The following is a 24,177-nucleotide window of genomic DNA, read 5'->3' on the forward strand; positions in this document are numbered from 1 at the left end:
ATCTTTGGCCGCTTGCAACCGTCACCAAAGGTCGGCGTTGCGTCACCAATAATTTTGCAATTAACACGAACGGATGGCCGCTGCGCGGCTACAGAGACGAGACGATGACGGAAATAAATCTTCGTGACCGGGCGATGACCGGTGTGGTCGGCCTGGACGATATTCTTGCGGGTGGCCTTCAGCGCGGCCGGGTCTATTTGATCGAAGGTAGTCCCGGCACCGGCAAAACGACCATCGCCACCCAGTTCCTTATCACTGGAGCAGCACAGGGCGAGCGCGGCCTCTACATTACCTTGTCGGAGACCGAGGAGGAGCTGCGCGAGAGCGCGGCGTCCCACGGATGGAAGTTCGACGAGCCGAACTTCGTCTACGAACTCGTGCCGCCGGAAAGCCTGCTTGACGACGACCAGCAGCAGAGCTTGCTTTATTCGTCGGATCTGGAGCTTGGCGAGACGACCAAGCGCATCTTCGAAGCGATCGAACGGGTAAAACCCGACCGCATCGTCGTCGACAGCCTGTCGGAAATCCGGCTGCTTGCGCAAAGCTCCCTTCGCTACCGGCGGCAAGTGCTGGCGCTGAAACATTATTTCGCCCGCAACGGCGGCACGGTCATCATGCTCGATGACCTCACCACCGAAACGCACGACAAGACAGTCCACAGCGTCGCACACGGCGTCGTCAGGTTGGAAGAACTGGCGCCGGATTACGGCGCGGAGCGGCGCCGGATGCGCGTCATCAAATACCGCGGCCAGCGTTTCCGTGGCGGCTACCACGACATGGTGATCAAGACTGGCGGCGTCCATGTCTTCCCCCGGCTTGTCTCGGCCGAGCACAAGACCAGTTTCACGCGGGAGACCCTCCCCACCGAATCGGCCGAGCTCAACACCCTGCTTGGCGGGGGTGTCGAGCGTGGGTCGAGCACGCTCATCCTTGGTCCCGCGGGGACCGGAAAATCACTCCTCACCCTGACCTTCGCGGTCGAGGCGATCAATCGTGGAGAGAAGGCCGCCGTCTTCATTTTCGACGAGGAAATCGGCCTGCTGTTCGAACGGGCCCGCGGCCTGGGCATGGACCTGGAGGCCCTGCAGAAACGCGGCGACCTGATCCTTGAACAGATTGACGCGGCGGAGCTTGCGCCGGGTGAATTCGCGCAGCGCGTCCGGGCCTGCGTCGAGGAACATCACGCGCGTACCGTCGTCATCGACAGCCTCAATGGCTACCAGGCCGCGATGCCGGAAGAAAAGCAGCTCATCCTGCACATGCATGAGCTTCTGCAATTCCTGAATCGGCAGGGCGCGACCACTTTCCTGACCGTCGCCCAGCACGGCCTGGTGGGCGACATGCGCGCGCCGGTCGACGTGACCTACCTTGCCGATACGGTAATCCTGCTGCGCTACTTCGAAGCGACCGGGCGGGTTCGCCGCGCCATTTCCGTGATCAAGAAACGGACCAGCGCGCATGAGGATACGATCCGCGAATATCGCATCGGCGATTTCGGCATCGCTCTTGGCGAACCGCTAACCAATTTCCAGGGCGTTCTTCGCGGCGTTCCGGAAATGGTCGGCGTTGAGCAGTCGCTGATGGAGGCGCATGCCAGGTGAATTCGGATCGCTCTGAAACCGCGCTGATCCTGGCGCCGGTCGGACGCGATTCGGCAATCGCCTCCGGGATGCTCCGCGAATCGAACATTCCGGCGCTCATCTGTTCCGATATCGATTGCCTGGTCCGCGAGCTTCGCGACGACATCGGCTTTGTCCTGGTCACGGAAGAGGCGCTGCTCGGGCGCGACCTTCGTCCCGTCGCCAACTGGATCGACAAGCAGCCGGAATGGTCGGACCTCCCCTTCGTGCTGCTGACCCACAAGGGCGGTGGCCTGGAGCGCAATCCGGAGGCCGGCCGCTTCCTCGACATGCTTGGCAACGTGACCTTTCTCGAACGTCCGTTCCACCCGACCACGCTCATCAGCCTCGCGCGCGCTGCCTTGCGGGCGCGTAGCCGCCAGTATGAGGCGCGCGCGCGCCTGGTCGCGCTTCAGGAAAGCCAGGAAAGCCTCAAGACCGCGAACGAAACGCTCGAAGCGCGGGTTGCCGAACGGACGCGGGAACACGAGCAGGCACTCGCCCGCCTGCACGAAGCGCAGAAGCTTGAAACGCTGGGCCAGCTGACCGGCGGCGTCGCTCACGATTTCAACAATCTGCTGACCCCCGTTATCGGCAATCTCGACCTTCTCCGCCGCCGGCTTGAGCCGGGCGACAGGTCGCACCGCCTGATTGACGCAAGCCTGCAGGCGGCCAGCCGCGCCTCGACCCTGGTGCAGCGCCTCCTTGCCTTCGCCCGCCGCCAGGACCTGCGCCCACGGTCGATCGACATTGCGTCGTTGCTGGACGGGATGACCGATCTCATCCGGCGCTCGCTCGATCCGGCAATCGAAGTCGAAATCAGCCACGCCGACGAGCTGCCTCCGGCACGCGTCGATCCCAACCAGCTCGAACTGGCCGTCCTCAACCTTGCCATCAACGCGCGCGACGCAATGCCGCGCGGCGGCAAGCTGGAGATCATCGCCGCTGCCGAGACCGTGAAAACCGCGGGCCGGCTTCAGCCCGGCGACTATGTCCGAATCTCCGTGCGCGACGAAGGGTCGGGAATGGACGCGGACACGCTGAGCCGCGCGGTCGAACCGTTCTTTTCGACCAAAGGCGTGGGCAAGGGCACCGGCCTTGGCCTGTCGATGGTCCACGGGCTCGCCGCGCAGCTTGGCGGCATGTTGAGCCTGAAGAGCGAAAAGGGCGTCGGAACGCAGGCGGACATCTGGCTGCCCGTCGCCAGCGAAGCGCCCGTCGCGACCGATGTCGACGTCCGCTCCGTCATTCCGGCGTCGCGCCGGGCCACCATCCTGCTGGTCGACGATGAGGAACTGGTCCGAACCGGTACGGCGGACATGCTTTCCGACCTCGGTTACGACGTCGTCGACGCCAACTCGGGGGCCGAAGCGCTGAAAATGCTTCGCGATGGGGTCGAGCCGGACCTGCTTATCTCCGACTATTTGATGCCCGGGATGAACGGCGTCGAGCTGATCACGCAGGCGCGGACCTTGGCCCCCGCCATGCAGGCGATGCTGATCACGGGCTATTCGACCATTGCCGAAGGACCCGGCGCCTCCCTTCCGCGGCTTGCCAAGCCCTTTCGCCATGCCGAGCTCGCGGAATTCGTGGCCGAGCTCCTGGCCGAGAACGAGGGCGGAACCGTGCTTCCGTTCCGGTCCGACCGATCGGCAAGCGGGCCGCGCGACAACTGACGACCTGGACCTTGGGTGTTTGACCGCTTCATCGTAAGCGGCTGCATCCAACCTCGCGCACGGACATTCTCATGAAAACGGCACAGTTGCTCAATTACGCCTTCGATCGCTGGATTCCGGGCGACAGCGGCCTGTCCGAACTCGTCAGCGCGATCGATGGCAGCCCGGTGGCAGTGACCGGCTCGGGCGGAATCGATTTCGCCAGGATGCTCAGCCATGCGCGCGATGTCGGCGGCCCGGCGCTGCGCCGGATGACCTTTCATGAGCGGGCGCGGATGCTCAAGGCGATCGGCCTTGCCATCATGGCCCGCAAGGAAGAGCTGTACGCGCTCAACTATCAGACCGGCGCGACCCGCAAGGACGGCTGGATCGACATCGAAGGCGGCGCCGGCACCCTCTTCTCCTTTTCGTCCAAGGGACGCCGCGAGCTGCCCGACGCGCACGTGCTGCTGGATGCTGCGCTCGAGCCGCTATCGAAAACCGGCAGCTTCGTCGGCCAGCACATCTACACGCCGCTGCAGGGGGCGGCGGTGCAGATCAACGCCTTCAACTTCCCCGTCTGGGGGATGCTTGAGAAGCTTGCGCCCGCCTTGCTCGCCGGCATGCCCGCAATCGTCAAACCGGCATCGGCAACGGCCTACCTCGCCGAAGCGGCGTTCCGCGTGATGATCGAATCCGGCGTGCTGCCGGAAGGCGCCGTGCAGCTGATCGTCGGCGGCGTCGGCGATCTCTTCGACCATCTCAACGGCCAGGACGTCGTCAGCTTCACCGGTTCGGCGCACACCGCGCTGAAGCTTCGCTCCCATCCGGTCGTCGCTCGGGAAAGCGTCAAGTTCGTTGCCGAACAGGACAGCCTCAACGCCTGCGTCCTCGGCCCGGACGCAGCACCGGGCACTCCCGAGTTCGACCTGTTCATCCGCGAAATCGTCATCGAAATGACGGTGAAGGCCGGCCAGAAGTGCACCGCCATCCGCCGTGGCCTTGTCCCCGCCGCCTATCTCGACGCCGTCGAGGCCGCGCTCGGCGAGAAGCTCGGTGCGCTAAAGGTCGGCGACCCCCGCGATTCCGCGACGCGGATGGGCGCGCTGGTCAGCGAGGCGCAGCGCAAGGACGTTCGCGAAAAAATCGCGGAGCTGGAAGCGGGCGGCGCGCGGATCGTTGCCGGGGACCCCAACGCGGAATCGCCGATCGCGGGCGGCGCCTTCCTTCAACCCGTGTTGCTGCGCAGCGACGATCCGTGGCGCACGCAGGCGGTGCACGACGTCGAGGCGTTCGGACCGGTATCGACCATCATGCCCTATCGAGACCTGGACGACGCGATCGCCCTCGCCAACCGCGGCAAGGGCAGCCTAGCGCTGTCGATGTTCAGCCATTCGCCGGACGCCGCCCGCGACTTCGTTCGCGGCGCCGCCTCGTTCCACGGTCGGATGCTCGTCATCGACCGCGACAACCACAAGGAATCGACCGGCCACGGTTCGCCCCTCCCGGTCCTCGTCCACGGCGGTCCCGGCCGGGCCGGAGGAAGCGAGGAGATGGGCGGCGTGCGCGGGGTGAAGCATTACATGCAGCGCACCGCCATCCAGTCTTCACCGGGGATGATCGCGGCCATCACCGGCCAGTACATCCCGGGCGGGCCGAAGCATGTGATCGACGTCCACCCGTTCCGCCGCAAGATGAGCGAGCTGGCCATCGGCGACACGCTCAAGACCAGGAGCCGGACCGTCACGCTGGAAGACATCGAGCATTTCGCCCACTTTACCGGCGACACCTTCTACGCCCACATGGACGAGGAAGCGGCCAAGGCCTCGCCGATCTTCGAAGGCCGGGTCGCCCACGGCTACCTGATCCTCAGCTTCGCCGCCGGCCTGTTCGTCGATCCCGATCCCGGCCCCGTGCTGGCCAATACGGGACTCGAGAACCTGCGCTTCCTGACCCCGCTGTATCCGGGCGATTCGATGCGGGTGGAGCTGACGGTGCGGTCCAAGTCCCTGAAGAACGAGGATACCGGCGTGGTCCGCTGGGCGGTCGAAATCTTCAACCAGAAGGACGAGCTCGTCGCGACCTACGACCTGCTGACGGACAACGTGCCCTGACCCACGCAACGTCGTCGTCGCTGCTTCGTTCGTTCGTCATATCCACCCCACAGGAGAGATACGATGAAGGTCAGTGATGTGATGACGCGCGACGTCCGGACGGTTAGTCCCGATCAGACCGCGCAGGAAGCCGCCGCTTTCATGCTCAGCGAAGATGCAGGATCGATGCCGGTCAGCGAGAACGACCGCCTGATCGGGATGATCACCGACCGCGACATCGCCGTGCGCGGAGTCGCCAAGGGTTGCGGTCCCGATACGGCGATCCGCGACCTGATGAGCAACGACGTGGTCTGCGCCAAGATCGACGACGACGTTGCCGACGTCGCTTCACGCATGAGCGAAGCGCAGGTGCGCCGCCTGCCGGTGGTGGACGAGAATGAGAAGCTATGCGGGATCGTCAGCCTCGGCGACCTTAGCCGCGAGACCAGCGGCGAAAGTGCCCAACAGGCACTCGAAGGCGTGACCGCACCCGGAGGCGAGCACAGCCAAAGCTAAGCTGTTAGCGCTTGCCGAGCTCGTCGATCGAAGCATCGACGAGCGCGGCATCCGCCTTCGCGTCGAGCTGTTCGGAAATGAGCCGCGCCGCCGCCTTGGAAGCGGCGTCCGCGGCCGCCGTGCGCAGCTGCTGGATCGCGGTACGCTCTTCGGCGGCAATCTTTTCTTCCGCCATGCGCGTGCGGCGAACGACCAGGGCTTCCGCGTCGGTCTGCGCCTTGGCGACAATCCCCGCCGCCTCGCTGTGGGCGCGCTCGATCATCGCCGCAGCTTCGCCCTCGGCCGCCTGGGCACGAGCCTCATATTCCGCTTTCAGCGCTTCGGCTTCCTTGCGCAGCGCTTGCGCCTCGGCAAGCTGGCTGCGGATGCCCTCAATCTTGGAATCGAGCGACCGGCCAATGGCGGCGGGCACCTTCTTCCAGACCATCAGCGCAATCACGACGACCATCGCAAGGGCAACCAGCATGGTCGCATCGAAGCCGAGCGCCTTCGGATCGACATGATGCTCCGCGCCTGCATCCACTTCGGTATGCGTGGTCTGGGTGACGGGATCAGCCACGGGCGAGTTCCTGCTGGACCGCCGCACGGGCAGCGGCCGGATCGACGTTGAGGTTGACCACGCGGGCGATCATCGCCTGCGCGGCCTCGGCGGCAACGGTTTCGATCTCGCTCAGCGCAGAGGTCCGCGCCTCGGCGATGCGCGCCTGGGCCACCTCGATCTGGCCGGCCAGCGCCTGGTCGGCTTCTCCAACCCGGGCCTCGGTGGCACGGGCTGCGGAAGCCTTGGCTTCGGCAGCAAGCTTGGCTGCTTCGGCACGGCTCTTGTCCATCCGCTCGCGATAGCCTTCCTCAAGCCGGTCGGCAGTCTCGCGGGCCGTTTCCGCTTGCTTGAGGTCGGCCGCGATCCGCGCGTCGCGAGCATCCACCGTCGACTGGATTTTCGGCAGCATGCCGAGCCCCACGACGATGAAGATCGCGCCGAAGAACACCACCAGCCAGAACAGCTGGGATGCGTAGATTTCCCCGATTTGGGCAATCTGCGGCATGACCGACCCCTAGGTAAGCAGCGTGTGAGTTAGGCGACGAACAGCAGGATCATCGCCACGACGAACGCCAGCAGGCCGAGAAGTTCGGCGGCGGCGAAGCCGATGAACAGGCGGCCCTGCTGGCTGTCGGCGGCTGCCGGGTTGCGCAGCGCGCTGCCCAGGAACGAACCGAACACGTTACCAACGCCAAGCGCGGCCATGCCAACGCCGATGGCGGCCAGACCTGCACCGAGCAGCTTTGCGGCTTCTGCGTCCATTTCAAAAACTCCCTATGTAAACCGTTGTTAGTGAAGGTTGATCGCGTCGTTGAGGTACAGCGACGTGAGCAGTGCGAAAACGTAGGCCTGGATGGCCGCGACCAGCAGCTCGAGCGCGCTGATGCCGATCATCAGGATGAAGCTGGGAAGGCTGACCACCGGCGCGACCCAGGCCGCGTCGGCATTCATGCCGTTGATGACGAAGCCGGCGAGAACCTTGAGCAGGATGTGGCCCGCGGTCATCGCGACGAACAATCGAAGTGCGAGACTGAACGGACGCACCATGAACGACACGAATTCGACCGGGATCAGGATCGGCATCATCCACCACGGCGCGCCGTGCGGGACGAACAGGGAGAAGAAGTGGAAGCCGTGCTTGGCAAAGCCGACGGCGAGCACGATTGCGAAGGACACGATCGCCAGCACCGCGGTGACGGTCAAATGACTCGTGACGGTGAATGGGTGAACGCCCGGGACCAGTCCGAACGGCAACATCCCGAGCATGTTCGCAAACAGGATGAAGACGAACAGCGTGAAGACGTAGGGGACGAACTTGCGACCTTGCGGCCCGACATTGGTATCCATCATGCTGGTCACGAAATTGGTCACGCCTTCGACGGCGACCTGCCAGCGGCCGGGAACCAGCTCGCGGCGCATCCCGCCCAACATGAAGAGCCAGACGGCGACCAGCGTCAGCGCCATCCACAACGCACTGTTGGTGAAGGCGATGTTGTAGCCCGCGATCTCCCAGCTCTTGCCGAACATTGGTTCGACCAGAAACTGGTGCATCGGATCGATTTTGCCCGATTCAGCGGCCACGTCAGTCCTCTTACTTCTTCTTCATCGAAAGCTTGATGATGCTCCAAAACCCGCCGGCGGTCCCCAGGACCATCAGCGTGATGAAGAGCATCGGCCACGTCCCCAGCAGGCGGTCGAGCACCCAGCCGATCAACGTGCCGCCCAACAGGCCGCCGATCAGGTAGGAAAGCACGCGCTGGCCGAGTTGCTCATTGGCATCGGCCGACGGCGCCTTCCCGGTCCTGACTGCTTCTTCGCGCTGCGCCCGCTCGAGCCGCTGGTCCAGCGCATCAAGCCGTGCATCGGGTGGAAGCTTCGGGTCCTGCCCGGGTTCTTCTTCCGCCATGACCCGTCTCCCTCATGTGCGTCGCGACGCTTCGAAAAAGCGCAACGCGAAAAGGCTAGGAACATGGCGGCGAAAAGAGCCCGCCAAGGCGCCGCTCCTTTATGAAGCAGCCTCCCGATAGTCAACCGCGCGGCGTCGGCCGACGCGTCAGTTTCCGCAGTAGCTTGGCAACGGCACGGTCTGGCCGGGTGCGCGGCGGCGCCAGGCGCCGTGGGCAAGCATGTAGAACTCGCCGACCTGCACGCGGGTCAGCAGTTCGCAGCCGGTGGCAATGCCGGCAACCTGGGCGGCGACGCCGCGGCGGGTGCCGAGCCCGATGTAGATGTTGCGCCGCTTGATGTTGATCGCACCGACCTGCCGGCGCACTGAATCCGGCACCGGGCTGACGATCCCCATATAGCCGTCATAGCGCTCGCCAACCTGGCCGGCCTGCCGCGCGGCGTTTAGCACGCTCATGTTTTGGGCGCCGGCAGGCAGCGGGGCGGCGACCGCAATCGCCAGCAGCAGTGCGGACAGCGGGCGCATCATGGCCGCGTCGGGGGCGCCGGGAAGGCGTCCGGGTTCTGGTTGATGATCCGCTGCACGTCCTGCTGCAGCCGGACCAGCACTTCCTGGCGAATCGCCACGTTGAGATTGATCTCGATCGGCTTTTCGGGCGCCTTGACCGTGATGCAGCTGGCCAGCGGCAACGCGAACAGCGCCACCGTCGCATTCCTGCAGAGGGTTTTCATTGTCCTCATTTCGTCTCGCCTTCGGCTGGGGGGTTGGGGGTTCGTTCGATCACGTTGGTCTGAGTCTGGGGCGTTTGCTCCTCGTCCTTCTGGTTGCGCAGGACAACGACATCGAGCGACGGGGAATCGACCGGGAACGGGAGCACCGGGGCAATCACCTGAGTCGGGTCCTTCATGCCCTTGGCCATCTGGATCAGTGCGCGGAACGGCCCCTGGACGTTCAAATTCACCTTCAGCGGCACCTTGCGGAAAGCGCCGCGGACCAGGCCGGCCAGGAAGCCGCCGCGATTGGCGAGCGTGATCTGGTCGATGCTCATCCGGGTCGCGAATTCGCCCGCAAGGTCACCGTCGAGGCGGATGATCATCGAGCGGTAGCGGATGTCGCTGAGCAGGTCGAAGGCAAGGCCCGCGACCAGCCCGGCCTTGGGCTTGGTCCCGGTATAGCGGAACTGGCCGCCAGGCGGTCGCGCGTCCAGCCGGCCGCCGACGATGCGCCCGCCCTCTTCATCAAAGATCATCGGCAGCACGCCGTCGAAGATGCCGGTGATCTCCAGCCCTTCGAAGCCGAGCGTGTCGATGAAGGTCTTGGCGTTCAGCCCTTCGACCTGAAACGTCAGGCGCTTCGCCGTCGGCGCGCCGAAGTTGAGAATGGTTTCCTGAAGGATCAGCCGTCCGCCCATGAACGGCCATTCGCCGCGTTCGACCTTGACCAGCTGGTCCGGCAGCAGCTGATAGCGGATGGTCCCGTTGGTAACCTCGATGCCAGGGTTGATCGACGCGACCGTCGCCACCTGGCCCGGCGCCGTCTCCAGCCCAAGCAAATCGGTAAAGCGGATGTTGGTCGACAGCCCGGTGACCGGGCCGAACGGCGCCGCAAGGTCCATCCCGCGGGTCCAGAACTCGGCGGTCGAAGTGACCGCGCCGCTGCCGCTCCAGTTGATGTCGCCGCGCCCGCTGAGGGTGCCATTGACCAGGGCCACCACGCCCTCGGTGAGGCGGGTCAGGTCGTTGGGCTGGAGCCCGTTCGGGTTGAAGCTAATCCCGGGCACGTTCAGTCCGGCGCCGCCTGCCCCGGTTTCCAGGTTGTGGCGGATGTCGACGTTGGTGACGAGCGCGCCGCTGGCGGGATGGCGCAGCGAACCGGTCGTGGTGATCCGGTTATCCGCAAGCACGAAATGCACGTCGTTGCTGCGCAGCGGATAGAAGCGCGGCGGATCGGCCCGGTCGCTGACCAGGGTGGACCCGTCGATGACCAGCCGGCCGTTCGCGAAATGCCAGCGGCCGTCCATGTCGGTCAGCTTCAGCGGCACTTCGCCGATGACGGCGTCCGCGCCGCCAATCGTCCCGCGCGCGCCGCCGGACGTGAAGTTGCCGCGCAAGGTCGCCGCATCGATCATCACCGGCGCCCTGGTCTTGCCGAGCCGCAAGGCGACGTTGCTGCCGTTGAAGCCCTGCTGGGTCATCAGGATGCTGGAGGCATTGAGGCGCATCGGCGAAGAGCCGATCCGCCCGGTGATCGCCGGGTTGGCGATCCGGCCAGACACGCGCAATTGCCCGCCCGGCGGCTGGTAGATGATGGCCGGTCCGGTCGGGCATACCGGCAGCCGCGTCCGGTCCAGGGTCAGCGCCTGCATCCGCAAGGCATCGAAGCTGATGACGGTGCACTGCTTGCCGACCTGGATCCCGCCGGCGCTGCCCATGCTTCCGGCGATGGGCAGGCTAAGCCCGCGCACGACCCCGCCCGGGAAGCGCCCATCGAGCGTGGCCACGGTGCTGAAGGTTGTCGCGCCATTGCCCTGGGCGGAGAAGCGGACGGTCGACAGCGCCAGCCGCGACCCGTCGCTGATATAGGGGCGGAAGTTGCCGACGCCGTCCATGCCGCCGTCCTTGCGCTGGCGCAGCACCATCGTGCCTTCGGGCAAGCCGCCGCCGCGCATGTCGATCCGTCCGTCGACCCGGATCGCGCCCGACGGCCAATAATAAGTCAGGCCCTTGCCGCCCGAAATCCGCGCCCTCGCGCCGGTCGCGGTGCGGACGTTGGCATCGACGATTCGCGCGCCCCCGCCACCGGGGAAGTTGACCAGCGCCAGCCCGCCAGAGGCGTCGAAGGATCGCGCGCTCTTGCTGATCGCGTCCGACATTTTGCCGGCGATGGCGCCGATCGGGGTACCGCGAGTCGCGCTCAGCGCGTTGGTGAAGCTGGCGATCATCGACGGCGCCATGGTCGCGCCGGTGGCGGTGTAATGGCCCGCCATCACCAGCGTGCCGGTGTCCACGCCCAGCCGGTATTTACCGGTGACTCGCGTCCGATCCGCCCCAATCGTGCCGAGCCGTGATTTCTGCGCGGAAATGTCGATCCGCCCTGACGCCTTGTCCGGCGCGCCGTTGAGCGTGATCATCCCGTTCAGCGCCGCCAGGCCGTTGTCGCCGGCCGTGATCATCTGCGAGAGGATCCGGGCGCGGGCGTCGTAGCGGTTGAACGACTCGCTGAACCGGCTGTCGATCTCCAGCCGCGGCTTGACCACCGAGAACCGGCTTGCCGGGCAAGTGAAGAAGTCCGCGCTCAGCGGACCGTCGACATGCGGGCGGCGCGCGGTGACCTCGACCGAGCCGAAGCTGCGCACGTTCTGCGCCGTGCAGCGGCCGGTGACCAGTTTGGGAACCGAAGCGACATATTTGCCTTCGAACCCGCCAGTGAGGTTGCCCGACCCGGCCAGCGCGAAGCCGAGCGGGCCCCACGGCGTGCGCAAGGAAATGCTGGTATCGGCGATATCGACAGCGACGTCGGGAAGCGCGAACGGCTTCTTTTCCTTGCTCGGTGCGGGCAGCAGCTTGTCGAGCTCGCCCCAGCTCACCTGACCGTTCTTGCCCACCGTGCCGCGCAGCCGGACCCCGCGGGCGACGATCCGATAGACGTCGATCCCGCCGTTCCACTTGATCCGCATCTGCACCAGCACGCGCTTGGCCACGACGTCGGGGCTCTTGGGGTCGCCAAGCACCAGATTGCTGATCTGCTGGGTGCGAAGGCCGACCCGGTCGAGCGTGTAGCTGCCGCGCACCCCGCGCTTCTCCAGCTCATTGTCGATGACGTTGCCGGCGATGGTCCGCCGCTCGACCCAGACGAAGACCAGCGCGACGAGGAGAAGCGCCAAGAGGCCGAGCGCGACCCACGTGAGGAGGCGGCGCAAGCGATGACGCCGTACGATGACGACGTCAGCCTCGCCCGGTTCCCCGCTCTCGCCCCGGAATTCATCCATCGGAAACTACAAACCCCTCCATAGCTAGGCCGTTCCGTCTGCGGCACGACTAGGCTAGGGAAGGGTTGCTCGGCTATCGCATTTTTCAGGAGTGCGGCTTGCACGGGCGCGCCACCACTTTAGCGGACACCAGCGGCTCCGGCCATCGCGCGCGGCTTCGACAGCGGCTGTTCGACGGCGGCGGCAAGGCCCTGCTTGATCATGAGCTGGTCGAATACCTCCTCGCCCTCGCCATCCCCCGCCGCGACACCAAGGCCCAGGCCAAGGAACTGATCGCCAAATTCGGCGGCATCGGCCCGCTGCTCGGCGCCAGCGCGGACACGCTACGCCGAGAGGGGCTGAGCGACGGCGTCATCGGCGCGCTCAAAATCGCGGAGGCGACCGCACTCCGCCTGCTGGAGACGAAGACGGAAGGCGCGCCGATCCTGTCGAGCTGGGACGCGCTCGGCGATTATCTCCACGCGGCAATGGCCCATTCGCGGACCGAGCAAGTGCGGGTGCTGTTCCTCAACGCCAAGAACATGCTGATCGCCAACGAGGCGATGTGGAACGGCTCGGTCGACGAAGCCTCGGTCCACGTCCGCGAAGTCATCAGCCGCGCCATCGCGCTCGGCGCCACCGCGATCATCATCGTCCACAACCACCCCAGCGGCGATCCCAGCCCAAGCAGCCAGGACATCAGGCTGACCAAGGAGTTGGTCGAGGCCGGGCGGGTGATGAAGGTGACGGTGCACGATCATGTGATCGTTGGGGCAAGCGGGCGGACGAGCTTGCGGGCGATGGGGTTGATCTAATGCCCGCTTTCGACCCATTGCGGACATTACTGCCGCGCCGCATGGTACCCTCGTGAGACCACGTCGCCTTCCCGTCTTCACTTTTTTGCTGCTGCTAGGCGGCTGCGATTCCGGAGTCCGGCTTGGCTGGCAGAAGGACTTTGCAAATATCGTCGATGATCAGTGTGTTGAGCGGGCCCTGAGAAGCGTCTCGGCCGATGTGAAACGAAGTACTTACACGGTCGAAGGCGGTGGTCGCCGCTTTCCGCGCGGTGCTCAGGTGACGCAATTCTACTACGACAACGCTGTTACCCCCCACGGTTCATACACTCTTGATCTTGGGCTCCTCCCCAATGGGAAAACTCGCCTCGTTCACGATTGGGCGAAACTCGGCAAAGAGATACCCGCTGACGAGCGGGCACAGGTCATGCCGCTGCTGCACCGTGCTAACAACGCCCTCGCCCGCCTGTGCAACCTGTCGTTCGCTGGTTCTCAGCTGGAGGTCGGACCGGGCTAAATTCCGCTTTCACCCAAAGAAGACAGTCAACAGCCTATTTGAAGCACCGCACCCGCTCTGCTAGCGGGCGCGGCCATGGTTCCCCGCTATTCCCGCCCCGAAATGACGGCCATCTGGTCGCCCGAAAACCGCTATCGCATCTGGTGGCAGATCGAGGTCTTCGCGGCCGAAGCGATGGGCAGGATCGGCATGATCCCCGCCGACGACGCGGCGACGATCCGCAAGGCCTATGACGATGACGCGCTCGGTGAGATCGACGTGCCGGCGATCGACGCGATCGAGGCAGTGACCAAGCATGACGTCATCGCCTTCCTCACCTGGGCGGGGGAGAAGTTGGGGCCGGAGAAGCGCTGGCTGCACCAGGGCATGACCAGCTCCGACGTGCTCGACACCGCGCTTGCCGCTCAGCTCAAACAGGCGGCCGACATCCTGCTCGCCGACATCGACAAATTGCTCGAGGTGCTCAAGCGCCGCGCCATCGAGCACAAGATGACGCCGACCATCGGCCGAAGCCACGGCATCCATGCCGAGCCGGTCACCTTCGGGCTAAAGCTCGCCCAGGCTTATGCCGAGTTCAGCCGCAACCGCGACCGCCTCGCCGCCGCGCGCGAGGACATCGCCACCTGTGCAATCTCCGGCGCGGTCGGCACCTTCGCCAACGTGCCGCCGGAGGTGGAGGAGCATGTCGCCGCCGAGCTCGGGTTGAAGCCGGAGCCGGTTTCGACGCAGGTCATCCCGCGCGACCGCCACGCGATGTTCTTCGCGACGCTGGGCGTGATCGCTTCTTCCATCGAGCGGCTCGCGGTCGAGATCCGCCACCTCCAGCGGACCGAGGTGCTGGAAGCGGAGGAATATTTCTCGCCCGGGCAGAAGGGCAGCTCGGCGATGCCGCACAAGCGCAATCCCGTGCTGACCGAGAACCTCACCGGCCTCGCCCGCATGGTCCGCATCGCTGCCCTCCCAGCGATGGAGAATGTGGCACTGTGGCACGAGCGGGACATTTCCCACTCTTCGGTCGAGCGCTTCATCGGCCCGGACGCGACGATCACGCTCGACTTCGCGCTGGCCCGCCTGACGCAGGTGGTCGATAAGCTACTCGTCTACCCGGAGCGGATGCAGAAGAACCTCGACCGCATGGGCGGGCTGATCCACTCGCAGCGGGTGCTTCTGGCGCTGACCCAGGCGGGTCTCAGCCGCGAGGATAGCTACGCGCTGGTGCAGCGCAACGCGATGAAGGTTTGGGAAAGCGACGGGCAGCTGTCGCTGCTGCAATTGCTGAAGGACGACAGCCAAGTGACCGAGAAGTTGTCCAATGCGCAGCTCGAGGAGCTGTTCGACCTCGGCTATCACCTGCGCCGCGTCGACGACATCTTCGCCCGCGTGTTCGGATGAGCGACCTTCAGGGCAAGCTCGCGCTGGTCACCGGCGCCAGCCGCGGCATCGGTGCCGCGACGGCGGAAGCGCTCGCCAGGGCAGGCGCGCACGTCATCCTGGTCGCCCGCACCGCCAAGGCGCTGGAAGAGGTCGAGGAGCGGATCCACGCCGCCGGCGGCTCCGCGACCATCGCGCCGCTCGACCTGTCCAAGGGCGAAGAGATCGGCAAGCTGGCGGCTGCGGTTGGCGAGCGCTGGCAGGCGCTCGATGTGCTGGTGCTCAACGCCGCGATGCTGGGTTCGCTCAGCCCGGTCGAACATATCGACCCTAAGGAATACGCCCGCATCCTGACGCTGAACGTCGCCGCCAACCAGGCGCTGATCGCCGCTTTCGACCAGATGCTCCGCCGCAGCGAGCGGGCCGACGTGATCGCGGTCACCTCGTCCGTCGGCGGTGAGCCGCGCGCCTTCTGGGGCGCCTATGGTTCGTCCAAGGCGGCGCTGGAAAACCTCGTCCTCTCCTACGGCGACGAGACGGGATATTCGGGTAAGGTCCGCGTGCACATTCTCGATCCCGGCGCGACCCGCACCCGAATGCGCCAGCTCGCTTTCCCGGGCGAGGAGCCGGAAAGCCTGAAGCCGCCCGAAGCCGTCGCCGACTTTATCGTGGACCGGCTGCAGTCGGACGCTCCGACCGGCGAGCGCGTCAGGGTCGACGGCTAGCGCCAAGCGCCCGCTCGCGCGCTTCGCGGTGGCCGATCCGCGGCTCGGGATAGTCGCCGCGGTCGCTTGGGTCGTGGATTTCATCGTCCGATAGATGCGCGAGCTCCGGCACCCAGCGGCGGATGTATTCGGCGGCGCCGAACTTGGCCGATTGGCTTAGCGGCGCCATGACCCGTGCCCAGGGCTGGCTGTCGATGCCGGTGCCGGCGATCCACTGCCAGTTGAGGCTGTTGTTGCCGTAGTCGGCATCGACGAGCGTGTCCCAGAACCAGCGCGCCCCGCGCCGCCAGTCGATTAGCAGATGCTTCACCAGGAAGCTCGCGGCGATCATCCGCACCCGGTTGTGCATCCAGCCGGTCGCCCACAGCTGGCGCATCCCGGCATCGACGATCGGGTAGCCGGTGAGTCCCTTGGCCCACGCCTCGAAATCCGCCTGGGAGTTGCGCGGCCGGACCCTAGGCGGTCGCTGGCTGCGGTCGCCGATGTGGGGATCGGCGAGGATCGCGCTGCGCGAGAAATCGCGCCACGCCATCTCCTTGCGGAACTTGGCCGCTTCGTCCCCATCCAGCCGGTGCCACACCTGCCGCGGGCTGATCTCCCCGAAATGCAGGTGGGCTGAGAGGTTCGACGTGCCCACCTCCGAAGGCAGGTCGCGCCGCTCCGCGTAGGACGCCGCCTCGTCAGCGAAGCGCTCGAGATGTTCCTCCGCGCCAGCTTCGCCCGGCTGCCAGACCGAAAAGCCTTCCGCCCAATTGGGCCTTGTCGGGAGGAGGTCCCAATCCTCAAGCTTGTCGCTCCTTGGCAATTTGGCCGGTTGTTCGAACCGGTCCGGCGCCGGCTGCGGCTTCGCCACCTCGAACGCGCAAAATGCCCGAAAGAACGGGCCGTAGATTCGATATGGCTTGCCGGCCCCGGTCTTCACCCGCTCCGGCGGGACGAGGGTATCTCCGGGGTGCAGCGTCAATCGCGTCCCCAGCTCTTGTTCCGCCGACTGCCACCACGGTTCATAGTGGGCGGTGGCGTGGACCGCCTGGGCACCGAGCGCGTCAGCAACCTGCCGCACCGCCTCGACCGAGCGGCCGCGGCGCAGGATCAGCGCCCCGCCTCGCCGCTCAATCTCCGCCTTCAGCGCTGCCAGGCTGTGGTGGAGCCACCAGCGCTGGGCGCCGCCGATCCGCCATTCGCCCGGCGTTTCGTCGTCGAGCACGTAGAGGGCGGCAAAGGGACCCTGCCCTGCAGCCGCGGCGATGGCCGGCTGGTCGGTAAGGCGCAGGTCCTGGCGAAGCCAAACGAGGGAAGTCATGGCCCATCAACGCCCCTCCACCGCCAAAGGACATTAGGGCTTTCGGCCATGCTCAGCAGATTTTGACCATCACCTCGCGCGAAAGGCGGGAGCTTCGCCGCTGGCCATAGCGGGCGTCGCCGATGCTCACGTTGGCCGTGCATCCGGAGCGCTCGATGTCCGCTTGCGGCAAGATCGACCAGCGCAGAAACTTCTGGAGCGCTGGCGTGCGCTTCAAGGCGTGCCGGACCAGCGGATCTTCCATGTTGGTCGGCTCGCAAGCGCTGGGGCCGGCGAAACCCTTGAAGGGATCGTACCCGCCCCGGCGGTAGCAATTGGCCCCCTCACGCCAGACGAGGTCGCGGCGCCAGAACAGGGCCGGCGGCGGCGAAGCGAAGATCGCATCCGCCTGCGGGCTGGCGGCCTTCACGGCGGCGTTGGCGCGCTGTGTGATCAGCAGGTTGCCGGCGATGTAGGCCAGCACGACGCCGATCGCGATCTGCATCGGCCGTCGCCACTCCCTGCCTCGCTTCTCCCGCTTCTTCGACCACCACAGGCTGCCGCCCACCAGCACCCACAGGAACAGGTCGATGATGAACAGGCCGTCGGCGTGGTACCAGCTCATCGAGACCGGCGAGAGCAGTTGCACCGAATACGTGGTGAGCAGGTCGAGCAGCGGGTGAGTCAGCGCGCCGAGGTAGCAGAGCGCAACCAGCCAGCCGGCCCGCATCGGCAGCCCGCTCTTGAATTGACCGCCCCGGCCCACTTGCCAGCGGTCGAGCAGCAATAGCAGCCCCGCCAGGATCGGCGGCATCACCAGCACCCCGCCGACCAGCCCGTGGGTAAAGCCGCGGTGGATCGCCAGCGGGGTCCACGGCACCCAGCCGAGGAAGACGTCGATGTCGGGCATGTTGGCGGCGAGGATCAGCGCCGCGAGACCCTTGCGCGTCTGCGTCTTGAGCCCGGCCTGGCCTAAAGCCCAGCCAGCCATCGAGTGGGTGATGTTGTCCAACTAGGAAGCGCGCATCAAAGGCTGTGCGGTTCCTTTTCGACCTGCCAGGTCTGACCCTTGGCGACGAGCGCCTGGAGGTCGGGGGACTTGCCCTTGGCCGCGGCGGCATTCTGTTCGACGACGGCGCTTTCGAACGTCGGCGCCGGATCCTCGTAAAGGACGCCAAGCGCGACCGGGAACCCGTCCTGCGGCATTTCGACGAGCATGTGCGCGATCGACCGGTTGGTGGCGTCGTGGACCAGCACTTCGGGATTATCGGCGTCGACGACCTTGAGCGCGAGCCGGTCGCGATCCAGCGCCAGCCCCTTGGTCCCGCCGGCGAACAGCATCTTCTCGCCCGGTTTCAGCCAAAGCTGCTTTTCCGCGGCGGACTCGCGGGCAGTGAAGGGCGCGAAGACGTCGTCATTGTAGACGACGCAATTCTGGAAGATTTCGACGAAGCTGGCGCCGCGATGCGCGTGCGCGGCCTTGAGCACCTCGGGCAAATTCTTGTGCACGTCGATGGCCCGGGCGACGAAGCGCGCGCCTGACCCCAGGGCAAAGGCGCTGGGCGTCATCGGCCGGTCGACCGAGCCGAACGGGGTCGATGGCGATCGGGTACCGATGCGGCTGGTCGGCGAATATTGCCCCTTGGTCAGGCCGTAGATTTCATTGTTGAACAGCAGGATCTGGCAATCGAGGTTGCGGCGCAGGACGTGCATCGTGTGGTTGCCGCCGATGCTCAAGGCGTCGCCGTCGCCAGTGATGATCCACACGTCGAGCTCCGGATTGGCGAGCTTGATGCCGGTGGCAAACGCCGGCGCCCGGCCGTGGATGGTGTGGAAGCCGTAGCTGGCCATGTAATAAGGGAAGCGGCTGGAGCAGCCGATGCCGCTGACGAACACCGTCTTTTCCCGCGCCACGCCAAGGTCGGGCATGGTGCGCTGCACCGCCTTCAACACCGCATAGTCGCCGCAACCGGGGCACCAGCGGACCTCCTGGTCGCTGGCCCAGTCTTTCGCGGTCGTCGCCGGGATCGGGGTCAGGTCGTTCATCGCCTCAGCTCAGCCAGACGATAATTGCGATGACGATGACCAGCATCGCGATCATCGGGATGGGGTTGATCTGCTTCATGCCGAAACGTCCTTACGGTCACTAAAGTCACGCGGTTGTGCAGCATTTTCGTGACCTTTAGCGAGCTCTGCACCTGGCGCCGCGCCGTCACGGAGTAAATCCGTGACGTCGATCGGGCCCTGCTTCGCCGACCCGTCGGCCGACCGCTGCCTCAGCTCTTCGCGCTGCTCGATCATTGCTGCGCAATCCTCTCGCTGCGCTCGGCGAGTTGGGTGTCGATCGCTTGTTCAATCTCGGCGATGCGGAAAGGGTGGCCGCTGACCTTGTTCAGCGGCTGCGCGTCGACGAGATACTGATCGCGGAGCAAGGTCTTCAATTGGCCCATGTTCATCTCGGGCACGAGGATGCGCCCGAAGCCCTTCAATAGGACAGACATATTTTTGGGCATCGGCCAGATGTGGCGGATGTGGACGTGGGCGACGTCCTGTCCCTTGTCGAGCGCCCGGCGCACCGCCTGGTGGATCGGGCCAAAGGTCGAGCCCCACCCGACGACCGCAAGCGCCGCCCCTTCGCGGCCGAGGCAGACGTCCTGGTCGGGAATGCCCTGCGCGACGTTGAGCACCTTCGCGGCGCGCGTGTCGGTCATCTCCTGGTGCGACTTGGGCGAGTAATCGATGTTGCCGCTGCCCGGCGCTTTCTCAATGCCGCCGATGCGGTGTTCCAGCCCGGGCGTGCCCGGCTTGATCCACGGGCGGACGAAGTTGCAGTCGCGGGCATAAGGCATCACGCCCTCGCCCTCCGCCGGCGCGGTTTCGAGGAACTTGACCGGGAACGGCGTGTAGGTCCCCATGTCGGGCACCTTCCACGGCTCGGCCGCATTGGCGATGTAGCCGTCGGTCAGGAGCATCACCGGCGTCATGTGATGAGTGGCGATGCGCACCGCCTCGATCGCGCAATCAAACGCATCGGCCGACGAGCGGGCGGCGATGACCGGCACCGGCGCGTCGCCGTTGCGGCCATAAACGGCCTGGTAAAGGTCCGACTGCTCGGTCTTGGTCGGAAGGCCCGTCGACGGGCCGCCGCGCTGCGAATTGACGACCACCAGCGGCAGCTCGGTCATGATCGCGAGGCCAAGGGCTTCCATCTTCAGGGCGATGCCCGGCCCGGATGATGATGTGATGCCCAGGTGCCCGGCGTAGGACGCGCCGATGGCGGCGCAGATTGCCGCAATCTCGTCCTCCGCCTGGAAGGTGGTGATCCCGAATTCCTTGAGCCGCGACAGATGGTGGAGCAGCGGGCTGGCCGGGGTGATCGGGTAGGAACCGAAGAACATCTTGAGGCCGGCGAGCTGCGCCCCGGCAACCAGGCCGAGGGCAAGCGCCTCGGCGCCGGTGACGGTGCGGTAAAGCCCCGGTTCGGCCGGTGCGGCCGCAATCCGGTGCTGTCGCATCCCCGGCGCGCCGATTTCCACCGTCTCGCCATAGGCATGGCCGGCGTTGAGCGCGGCGATATTGGCCTCCGCAAGCTCCGGCATCTTGGCGAACTTGGTCTTCAGCCACTCGACGATCGGCGCGCGGTCGCGGTCGAACATCCACAGCGCCAGGCCGAGCGTCCACATGTTCTTGCAGCGCAGCGCTTCCTTGTTGCCAAGGCCGAACGGCTTCACCGCATCGAGCGTCAATTGCGAGATGTTGAACTTGATCAGCTGCCATTTGCCGAGCGAGCCGTCTTCGAGCGGGTTGGCATCGTAGCCGGCCTTGGCGAGGTTGCGGGCGCCGAATTCGCCTTCGTCGGCGATAATCAGCCCGCCTTCGCGCAAATGTTCGACATTCACCTTCAGCGCGGCCGGGTTCATCGCCACCAGCACGTCGGGCTGGTCGCCGGCGGTCTCGATCGCCGTCGAGCCAAAATTGATCTGGAAGGCGGAAACCCCGAACGTCGTCCCCTGCGGGGCGCGGATTTCGGCCGGGAAGTCCGGGAAGGTGGCAAGGTCGTTGCCGGCGAGCGCGGTCGAGAGCGTGAACTGCCCGCCGGTGAGCTGCATCCCGTCGCCGCTATCGCCTGCAAAGCGGACGACGACAGCTTCGAGATGCGGATGGGCGGAAGCTTCCGCTTCAGTGACGGTGTGGGTGGCAGTGGCCATGGCGCTTTCTAAGCCGGTGCATCTGCTTTCGCCACTGGGTTCATGAGGGACTTTTCCAGATTTGCAGGCCGCGAAAGGCAGCGCTAGCCTGCCGCTCTGCAACAAGGGGTGGCAAATGTCGCAAGATCGCCGGGTTCCTGGATGGCGAAGCGCCGCCTCCATCGCTGTCGCCCTCCTGCTTTGCGCAAGCATCGAATCGGCGGCGGCCGCCGCTGCGCCAGTGGTTGCCGGGCAATCGGTGCTTGCGGCGCAGTCGGCCTGGCACCGGGCCTATGCAGCGAACGACACGCGCCAGCTGGACGCACTTCTGGCCGAGGACGCGACGATCGTCGAAAGCGGTGGCGTCCTGGTCGACAAGGCTGCGTTGCTCGCTCGCGGCAAGCTTCCGCCGATCGCTTTGACCCTGTCCGCGAGCGACCAGCGCGTCCGGCGCAGCGGTAACTTCGCCCTGGTCACCAGCACCGTGCTTGAGAAGCGAGGCCCGGCCCGCCTCGAATTCCGGGTGACCGACGTCTTTGAAATGAAGAATGGCGGCTGGAAGCTGGCATCGTCGCACTGGACCCGGACGGCCGGCGACCTGACCCCGGTGACGCTGCCGCGGCCGGCGGTGGATCGCCTGGCCGGCACCTACCGGACCCCGCGCGGCGCGACCTTGGTCGTCGCCCGCGATGGCGACCAGCTGCGCGTGACCGAGCCGGGCGGCACGTCGACGCCGCTGGTGGCGATTTCCCCAACTACGTTCATGGGGCCGGCCGGGCGGGTGCGATGGATGTTCATCGCCGAACCGTCAGGGGCGATCGGCCATGCCGTCATCGCCAATTTGAATGCGCTGACCCTGCTGTCCCGGGTAAACGCCGACCCGCGTTGAGGGATCAGGAATCGCGGACGTCGGCCAGCGGGGCGCGGAAGCGGGCCTGGACGCCGGCAGGGTCGAAAGCGATCGAGACGTCGCGAGAATTGCAAATACCAAGGCCGATGAGCCGGGAGCCGAAGCCGGTCGTTTCCGGCGCCTCGACCGCCGGGCCGTCCGTTTCCTTCCAGTGCAGCACGAAGTGGCTGCCTTCGACCTGCCATTCGACCCTGACCTTGCCCGCGGGGGTCGACAATGCGCCATATTTCACTGCGTTGGTCGCCATTTCGTGAAGCAACAGCGACATTGAAAGCGCGGCATCGGGCGCAACCGAGATGTCAGGGCCACTGAGGTCGAACTGGTCGGGCTCCGCTTCGACCCGGAGCACTCGTTCGACCAGCCCGCGCATCGGGGTCGCGCTCCAGCTCGACTGGAGCAGCAGATTGTTGGCGCTGCCCAGCGCGGCGAGGCGCGCGTGGAAGGTACGTAGCGAATCGCCCGCGGCCGATTGAAAGGTCTGCTCGGCGATCGCCTGCACCATGGAGAAGCTGTTCTTCATCCGGTGCGACAGTTCCTGCATCAGCAAGGTCTTCTGCTGCTCGCGCGCTTGGCGGTCGGTGATGTCCCGGGAGATCACGCAATAATGGCCCGACGGCGCCGGGATCGAGGCGACCGTCACCTCCCACGTCTTGTCCGTGCCCTTGGCCGTCGGACAGTCGGCGACCAAGGTCACGACGCCGTTGGAACGGGCGCCGTCCAGCGCCGATTCCAAAAGCTCGCGGCTCTCCTCGGGCCACAACTCGGGCCAGTAGCGGCCGTGCACCATCGCGAGATCGTCAATCTCCATGATGGCCAGGCCCTCTTCGTTGAAGAACTGGATGGTGCCGGAGCCGTCGAGGATCTTCACGCAATCCTGCGACGCCAGGCAGGCGGCATGCCGGTCGACGACGCGCTCCTTGATTGCGGAATCGGAAGTGTTCACGAATGCCCCCCAAGTGCTGGATGGTCGGTCCAAGGCACGGGCGGCCGACGCCCTTCATATCGCCGACGTCACGGAAATTTCAATGCCTCGCAAGGGTTTGCTTGCGACGAAGCAGCCGAAGTATTGCGTGCCGATCAATAATCCCAGAGGCCGAGGCCGGGTGAATAGAGCGGGATCTGCCACGCCAGCGGCATCTCGAGGTAGAAGCCGACCGGATTGTCGCCGAACCCGCCATTGTCCTGCCCTATCCAGTCGGTGATCACGTTGTGATCGCTGCGCCACAAGACGTCGCTGCGCCCATCACCGTTGAAATCACCGGTGCCGACAATGTGCCAATCGAGCGGAATGACCTGACCCGTGTTGGCGTGGTTGTTAATGAAGCCGCCATTGTCCTGGCCGAGCCAGTTCGTCACCGTGCCGGCATCGCTGCGCCACAGGATGTCTGAATTGCCGTCGCCATTGAAATCGCCGGTGCCGACGATGTGCCAGTCGAGCGGGATCACTTCGCCCGTGTTAATGTGGTTGTTGATGAAGCTGCCGTCGGCCCGGCCAAGCCAGTTGGTGACGGTGCCATTGTCGCTTCGCCACAAGATATCGTCGCGGCCATCGCCGTTGAAATCGCCGGTGCCGACGATTTTCCAGTCGTTGGGAATCAGCAGGTTCCCGCCGGGACCGTCGCCCTGGAATTGGTCCTTGCCAAGCCAGGTGATCACGCTTCCATCGGCTGCGCGCCACACGATGTCGTCGATCGAATCCCCGTCGAAGTCGCCGGTGCCGGCGACTTGCCAACCAGCCGGAACCTTCGTGACCTGCGACAAGGTCCACGCCAGATAAAAGGCGCCGTCTTCGACCGTGTAAGAGACGGAAACGTTACCGTCGGCCGTCATCCACAAGGTGTCGCTTCGGCCGTCCCCGTCGAAATCGCCAATCGCGACGAGGTCGCCGACGGCATAAGTGTCCATCCCAGCAGCTTCGTTATAGGTAAACTCTGCATGGAGCCCGCCTCGCCAATTCGACACCGCACCGGTTTCAGTGTTGCGGAAGATGATGTCGTCGCGGCCGTCGCCATCGAAATCGATTCTGGGCATGGCAAATCCCCCAATGGTCCGGCCTGTTTTAGCAGAATTGTTACCTAAAAACGATTCAGCTCA

23 protein-coding genes are annotated in these 24,177 nt (G+C 65.5%); 9 read left to right on the top strand and 14 right to left on the bottom strand.

Annotation, left to right across the window (positions count from 1 at the left end; translation table 11 throughout):
* Positions 1 to 104 precede the first annotated feature (104 nt).
* The 4 genes from G7078_RS08125 to G7078_RS08140 all read left to right on the top strand — a co-directional run bounded on the left by G7078_RS08125 (position 105) and on the right by G7078_RS08140 (position 5,883).
* Positions 105 to 1,601: an ATPase domain-containing protein gene (locus G7078_RS08125; protein WP_206367440.1), complete on the top strand. Its 1,497-nt coding sequence runs from the start codon at positions 105 to 107 to the stop codon at positions 1,599 to 1,601.
* Positions 1,598 to 3,295 (top strand): ATP-binding protein, encoded by a 1,698-nt coding sequence (locus G7078_RS08130; protein WP_246166315.1) that lies wholly within the window; start codon positions 1,598 to 1,600, stop codon positions 3,293 to 3,295. Before G7078_RS08125 ends, G7078_RS08130 begins: the two co-directional genes overlap by 4 nt.
* A 71-nt stretch (positions 3,296 to 3,366) precedes the next feature.
* Complete coding sequence (gene paaZ / locus G7078_RS08135) at positions 3,367 to 5,388, top strand: phenylacetic acid degradation bifunctional protein PaaZ (protein ID WP_166094883.1); 2,022 nt, start codon at positions 3,367 to 3,369, stop codon at positions 5,386 to 5,388.
* 63 nt (positions 5,389 to 5,451) lie between these two features.
* The gene (locus G7078_RS08140) at positions 5,452 to 5,883 is read left to right on the top strand and encodes a CBS domain-containing protein (RefSeq protein WP_166094886.1); all 432 of its coding nucleotides are present in this window, start codon (positions 5,452 to 5,454) and stop codon (positions 5,881 to 5,883) included.
* A gap of 4 nt (positions 5,884 to 5,887) precedes the next feature.
* Here G7078_RS08140 and G7078_RS08145 read toward each other — a convergent pair whose 3' ends face one another.
* The 8 genes from G7078_RS08145 to G7078_RS08180 form a co-directional block, all read right to left on the bottom strand.
* Positions 5,888 to 6,442, bottom strand: a complete 555-nt coding sequence (locus G7078_RS08145) for a F0F1 ATP synthase subunit B family protein (protein ID WP_246166318.1) — start codon at positions 6,440 to 6,442, stop codon at positions 5,888 to 5,890.
* A complete protein-coding gene (locus G7078_RS08150) occupies positions 6,435 to 6,929 on the bottom strand; it encodes a F0F1 ATP synthase subunit B family protein (protein ID WP_166094888.1) in 495 nt (164 codons plus the stop codon). Before G7078_RS08150 ends, G7078_RS08145 begins: the two co-directional genes overlap by 8 nt.
* Positions 6,930 to 6,958: 29 nt before the next feature.
* Positions 6,959 to 7,186: a F0F1 ATP synthase subunit C gene (locus tag G7078_RS08155; RefSeq protein ID WP_166094890.1), complete on the bottom strand. Its 228-nt coding sequence runs from the start codon at positions 7,184 to 7,186 to the stop codon at positions 6,959 to 6,961.
* 27 nt (positions 7,187 to 7,213) lie between these two features.
* Positions 7,214 to 8,005 (bottom strand): F0F1 ATP synthase subunit A, encoded by a 792-nt coding sequence (locus tag G7078_RS08160; protein WP_166094892.1) that lies wholly within the window; start codon positions 8,003 to 8,005, stop codon positions 7,214 to 7,216.
* Positions 8,006 to 8,015: 10 nt separating this feature from the next.
* Positions 8,016 to 8,330, bottom strand: coding sequence for an AtpZ/AtpI family protein (locus G7078_RS08165; RefSeq protein ID WP_166094895.1), 315 nt, complete (start codon positions 8,328 to 8,330; stop codon positions 8,016 to 8,018).
* 147 nt (positions 8,331 to 8,477) lie between these two features.
* Positions 8,478 to 8,858, bottom strand: a complete 381-nt coding sequence (locus tag G7078_RS08170) for a YdbL family probable chaperone protein (protein ID WP_166094897.1) — start codon at positions 8,856 to 8,858, stop codon at positions 8,478 to 8,480.
* Positions 8,855 to 9,061 carry a YnbE family lipoprotein gene (locus tag G7078_RS08175; protein WP_246166320.1) on the bottom strand — a complete coding sequence of 69 codons (207 nt, stop codon included), beginning with the start codon at positions 9,059 to 9,061 and terminating at the stop codon, positions 8,855 to 8,857. The genes G7078_RS08170 and G7078_RS08175 overlap by 4 nt, the downstream gene beginning before the upstream one ends.
* A gap of 5 nt (positions 9,062 to 9,066) precedes the next feature.
* Positions 9,067 to 12,318 carry an intermembrane phospholipid transport protein YdbH family protein gene (locus tag G7078_RS08180; protein ID WP_166094901.1) on the bottom strand — a complete coding sequence of 1,084 codons (3,252 nt, stop codon included), beginning with the start codon at positions 12,316 to 12,318 and terminating at the stop codon, positions 9,067 to 9,069.
* A gap of 98 nt (positions 12,319 to 12,416) precedes the next feature.
* Here G7078_RS08180 and radC point away from each other — a divergent pair, with 98 nt between their 5' ends.
* From radC to G7078_RS08200, 4 genes are all read left to right on the top strand, one after another.
* On the top strand, positions 12,417 to 13,112 hold the full coding sequence (gene radC / locus G7078_RS08185) for a RadC family protein (protein WP_166094903.1): 696 nt from the start codon (positions 12,417 to 12,419) through the stop codon (positions 13,110 to 13,112).
* A gap of 85 nt (positions 13,113 to 13,197) precedes the next feature.
* Positions 13,198 to 13,608, top strand: a complete 411-nt coding sequence (locus tag G7078_RS08190) for a hypothetical protein (protein ID WP_166094905.1) — start codon at positions 13,198 to 13,200, stop codon at positions 13,606 to 13,608.
* Between the two features lie 75 nt (positions 13,609 to 13,683).
* Complete coding sequence (purB, locus tag G7078_RS08195) at positions 13,684 to 15,000, top strand: adenylosuccinate lyase (protein WP_166094907.1); 1,317 nt, start codon at positions 13,684 to 13,686, stop codon at positions 14,998 to 15,000.
* Positions 14,997 to 15,704 carry an SDR family NAD(P)-dependent oxidoreductase gene (locus G7078_RS08200; protein WP_166094909.1) on the top strand — a complete coding sequence of 236 codons (708 nt, stop codon included), beginning with the start codon at positions 14,997 to 14,999 and terminating at the stop codon, positions 15,702 to 15,704. The genes purB and G7078_RS08200 overlap by 4 nt, the downstream gene beginning before the upstream one ends.
* Here the strand turns inward: G7078_RS08200 and G7078_RS08205 are convergent.
* From G7078_RS08205 to G7078_RS08220, 4 genes are all read right to left on the bottom strand, one after another.
* Positions 15,688 to 17,007 (bottom strand): cryptochrome/photolyase family protein, encoded by a 1,320-nt coding sequence (locus tag G7078_RS08205; RefSeq protein ID WP_166094912.1) that lies wholly within the window; start codon positions 17,005 to 17,007, stop codon positions 15,688 to 15,690. The two genes, G7078_RS08200 and G7078_RS08205, sit on opposite strands and share 17 nt — an antisense overlap.
* A 52-nt stretch (positions 17,008 to 17,059) precedes the next feature.
* On the bottom strand, positions 17,060 to 17,998 hold the full coding sequence (locus tag G7078_RS08210) for a metal-dependent hydrolase (protein WP_166094915.1): 939 nt from the start codon (positions 17,996 to 17,998) through the stop codon (positions 17,060 to 17,062).
* A 14-nt stretch (positions 17,999 to 18,012) separates the two neighbouring features.
* The gene (locus G7078_RS08215; protein ID WP_166094917.1) at positions 18,013 to 19,032 is read right to left on the bottom strand and encodes a 2-oxoacid:ferredoxin oxidoreductase subunit beta; all 1,020 of its coding nucleotides are present in this window, start codon (positions 19,030 to 19,032) and stop codon (positions 18,013 to 18,015) included.
* A 251-nt stretch (positions 19,033 to 19,283) separates the two neighbouring features.
* Positions 19,284 to 21,194, bottom strand: a complete 1,911-nt coding sequence (locus G7078_RS08220) for a 2-oxoacid:acceptor oxidoreductase subunit alpha (RefSeq protein WP_166094920.1) — start codon at positions 21,192 to 21,194, stop codon at positions 19,284 to 19,286.
* 115 nt (positions 21,195 to 21,309) lie between these two features.
* Here G7078_RS08220 and G7078_RS08225 point away from each other — a divergent pair, with 115 nt between their 5' ends.
* Complete coding sequence (locus G7078_RS08225; protein WP_166094923.1) at positions 21,310 to 22,062, top strand: nuclear transport factor 2 family protein; 753 nt, start codon at positions 21,310 to 21,312, stop codon at positions 22,060 to 22,062.
* A 4-nt stretch (positions 22,063 to 22,066) separates the two neighbouring features.
* Here the strand turns inward: G7078_RS08225 and G7078_RS08230 are convergent, their stop codons facing one another.
* Complete coding sequence (locus tag G7078_RS08230; RefSeq protein WP_166094925.1) at positions 22,067 to 23,026, bottom strand: HWE histidine kinase domain-containing protein; 960 nt, start codon at positions 23,024 to 23,026, stop codon at positions 22,067 to 22,069.
* Between the two features lie 134 nt (positions 23,027 to 23,160).
* Positions 23,161 to 24,114 (bottom strand): FG-GAP repeat domain-containing protein, encoded by a 954-nt coding sequence (locus tag G7078_RS08235; RefSeq protein ID WP_166094927.1) that lies wholly within the window; start codon positions 24,112 to 24,114, stop codon positions 23,161 to 23,163.
* Between the last annotated feature and the right edge of the window lie 63 nt (positions 24,115 to 24,177).

Source organism: Sphingomonas sinipercae, assembly GCF_011302055.1.
Lineage (GTDB): Bacteria > Pseudomonadota > Alphaproteobacteria > Sphingomonadales > Sphingomonadaceae > Sphingomicrobium > Sphingomicrobium sinipercae.

What these genes read in the sequence shown, in the direction of transcription:
- G7078_RS08175 (WP_246166320.1), bottom strand. Translation starts at nt 9,061, where the DNA reads ATGAAAACCCTCTGCAGGAATGCGACGGTGGCGCTGTTCGCGTTGCCG.
- G7078_RS08165 (WP_166094895.1), bottom strand. Translation starts at nt 8,330, where the DNA reads ATGGCGGAAGAAGAACCCGGGCAGGACCCGAAGCTTCCACCCGATGCA.
- G7078_RS08220 (WP_166094920.1), bottom strand. Translation starts at nt 21,194, where the DNA reads ATGGCCACTGCCACCCACACCGTCACTGAAGCGGAAGCTTCCGCCCAT.
- G7078_RS08215 (WP_166094917.1), bottom strand. Translation starts at nt 19,032, where the DNA reads ATGAACGACCTGACCCCGATCCCGGCGACGACCGCGAAAGACTGGGCC.
- G7078_RS08225 (WP_166094923.1), top strand. Translation starts at nt 21,310, where the DNA reads ATGTCGCAAGATCGCCGGGTTCCTGGATGGCGAAGCGCCGCCTCCATC.
- G7078_RS08140 (WP_166094886.1), top strand. Translation starts at nt 5,452, where the DNA reads ATGAAGGTCAGTGATGTGATGACGCGCGACGTCCGGACGGTTAGTCCC.
- paaZ (WP_166094883.1), top strand. Translation starts at nt 3,367, where the DNA reads ATGAAAACGGCACAGTTGCTCAATTACGCCTTCGATCGCTGGATTCCG.
- G7078_RS08150 (WP_166094888.1), bottom strand. Translation starts at nt 6,929, where the DNA reads ATGCCGCAGATTGCCCAAATCGGGGAAATCTACGCATCCCAGCTGTTC.
- G7078_RS08125 (WP_206367440.1), top strand. Translation starts at nt 105, where the DNA reads ATGACGGAAATAAATCTTCGTGACCGGGCGATGACCGGTGTGGTCGGC.
- G7078_RS08170 (WP_166094897.1), bottom strand. Translation starts at nt 8,858, where the DNA reads ATGATGCGCCCGCTGTCCGCACTGCTGCTGGCGATTGCGGTCGCCGCC.
- G7078_RS08155 (WP_166094890.1), bottom strand. Translation starts at nt 7,186, where the DNA reads ATGGACGCAGAAGCCGCAAAGCTGCTCGGTGCAGGTCTGGCCGCCATC.
- purB (WP_166094907.1), top strand. Translation starts at nt 13,684, where the DNA reads ATGGTTCCCCGCTATTCCCGCCCCGAAATGACGGCCATCTGGTCGCCC.
- G7078_RS08205 (WP_166094912.1), bottom strand. Translation starts at nt 17,007, where the DNA reads ATGACTTCCCTCGTTTGGCTTCGCCAGGACCTGCGCCTTACCGACCAG.
- G7078_RS08200 (WP_166094909.1), top strand. Translation starts at nt 14,997, where the DNA reads ATGAGCGACCTTCAGGGCAAGCTCGCGCTGGTCACCGGCGCCAGCCGC.
- G7078_RS08235 (WP_166094927.1), bottom strand. Translation starts at nt 24,114, where the DNA reads ATGCCCAGAATCGATTTCGATGGCGACGGCCGCGACGACATCATCTTC.
- G7078_RS08180 (WP_166094901.1), bottom strand. Translation starts at nt 12,318, where the DNA reads ATGGATGAATTCCGGGGCGAGAGCGGGGAACCGGGCGAGGCTGACGTC.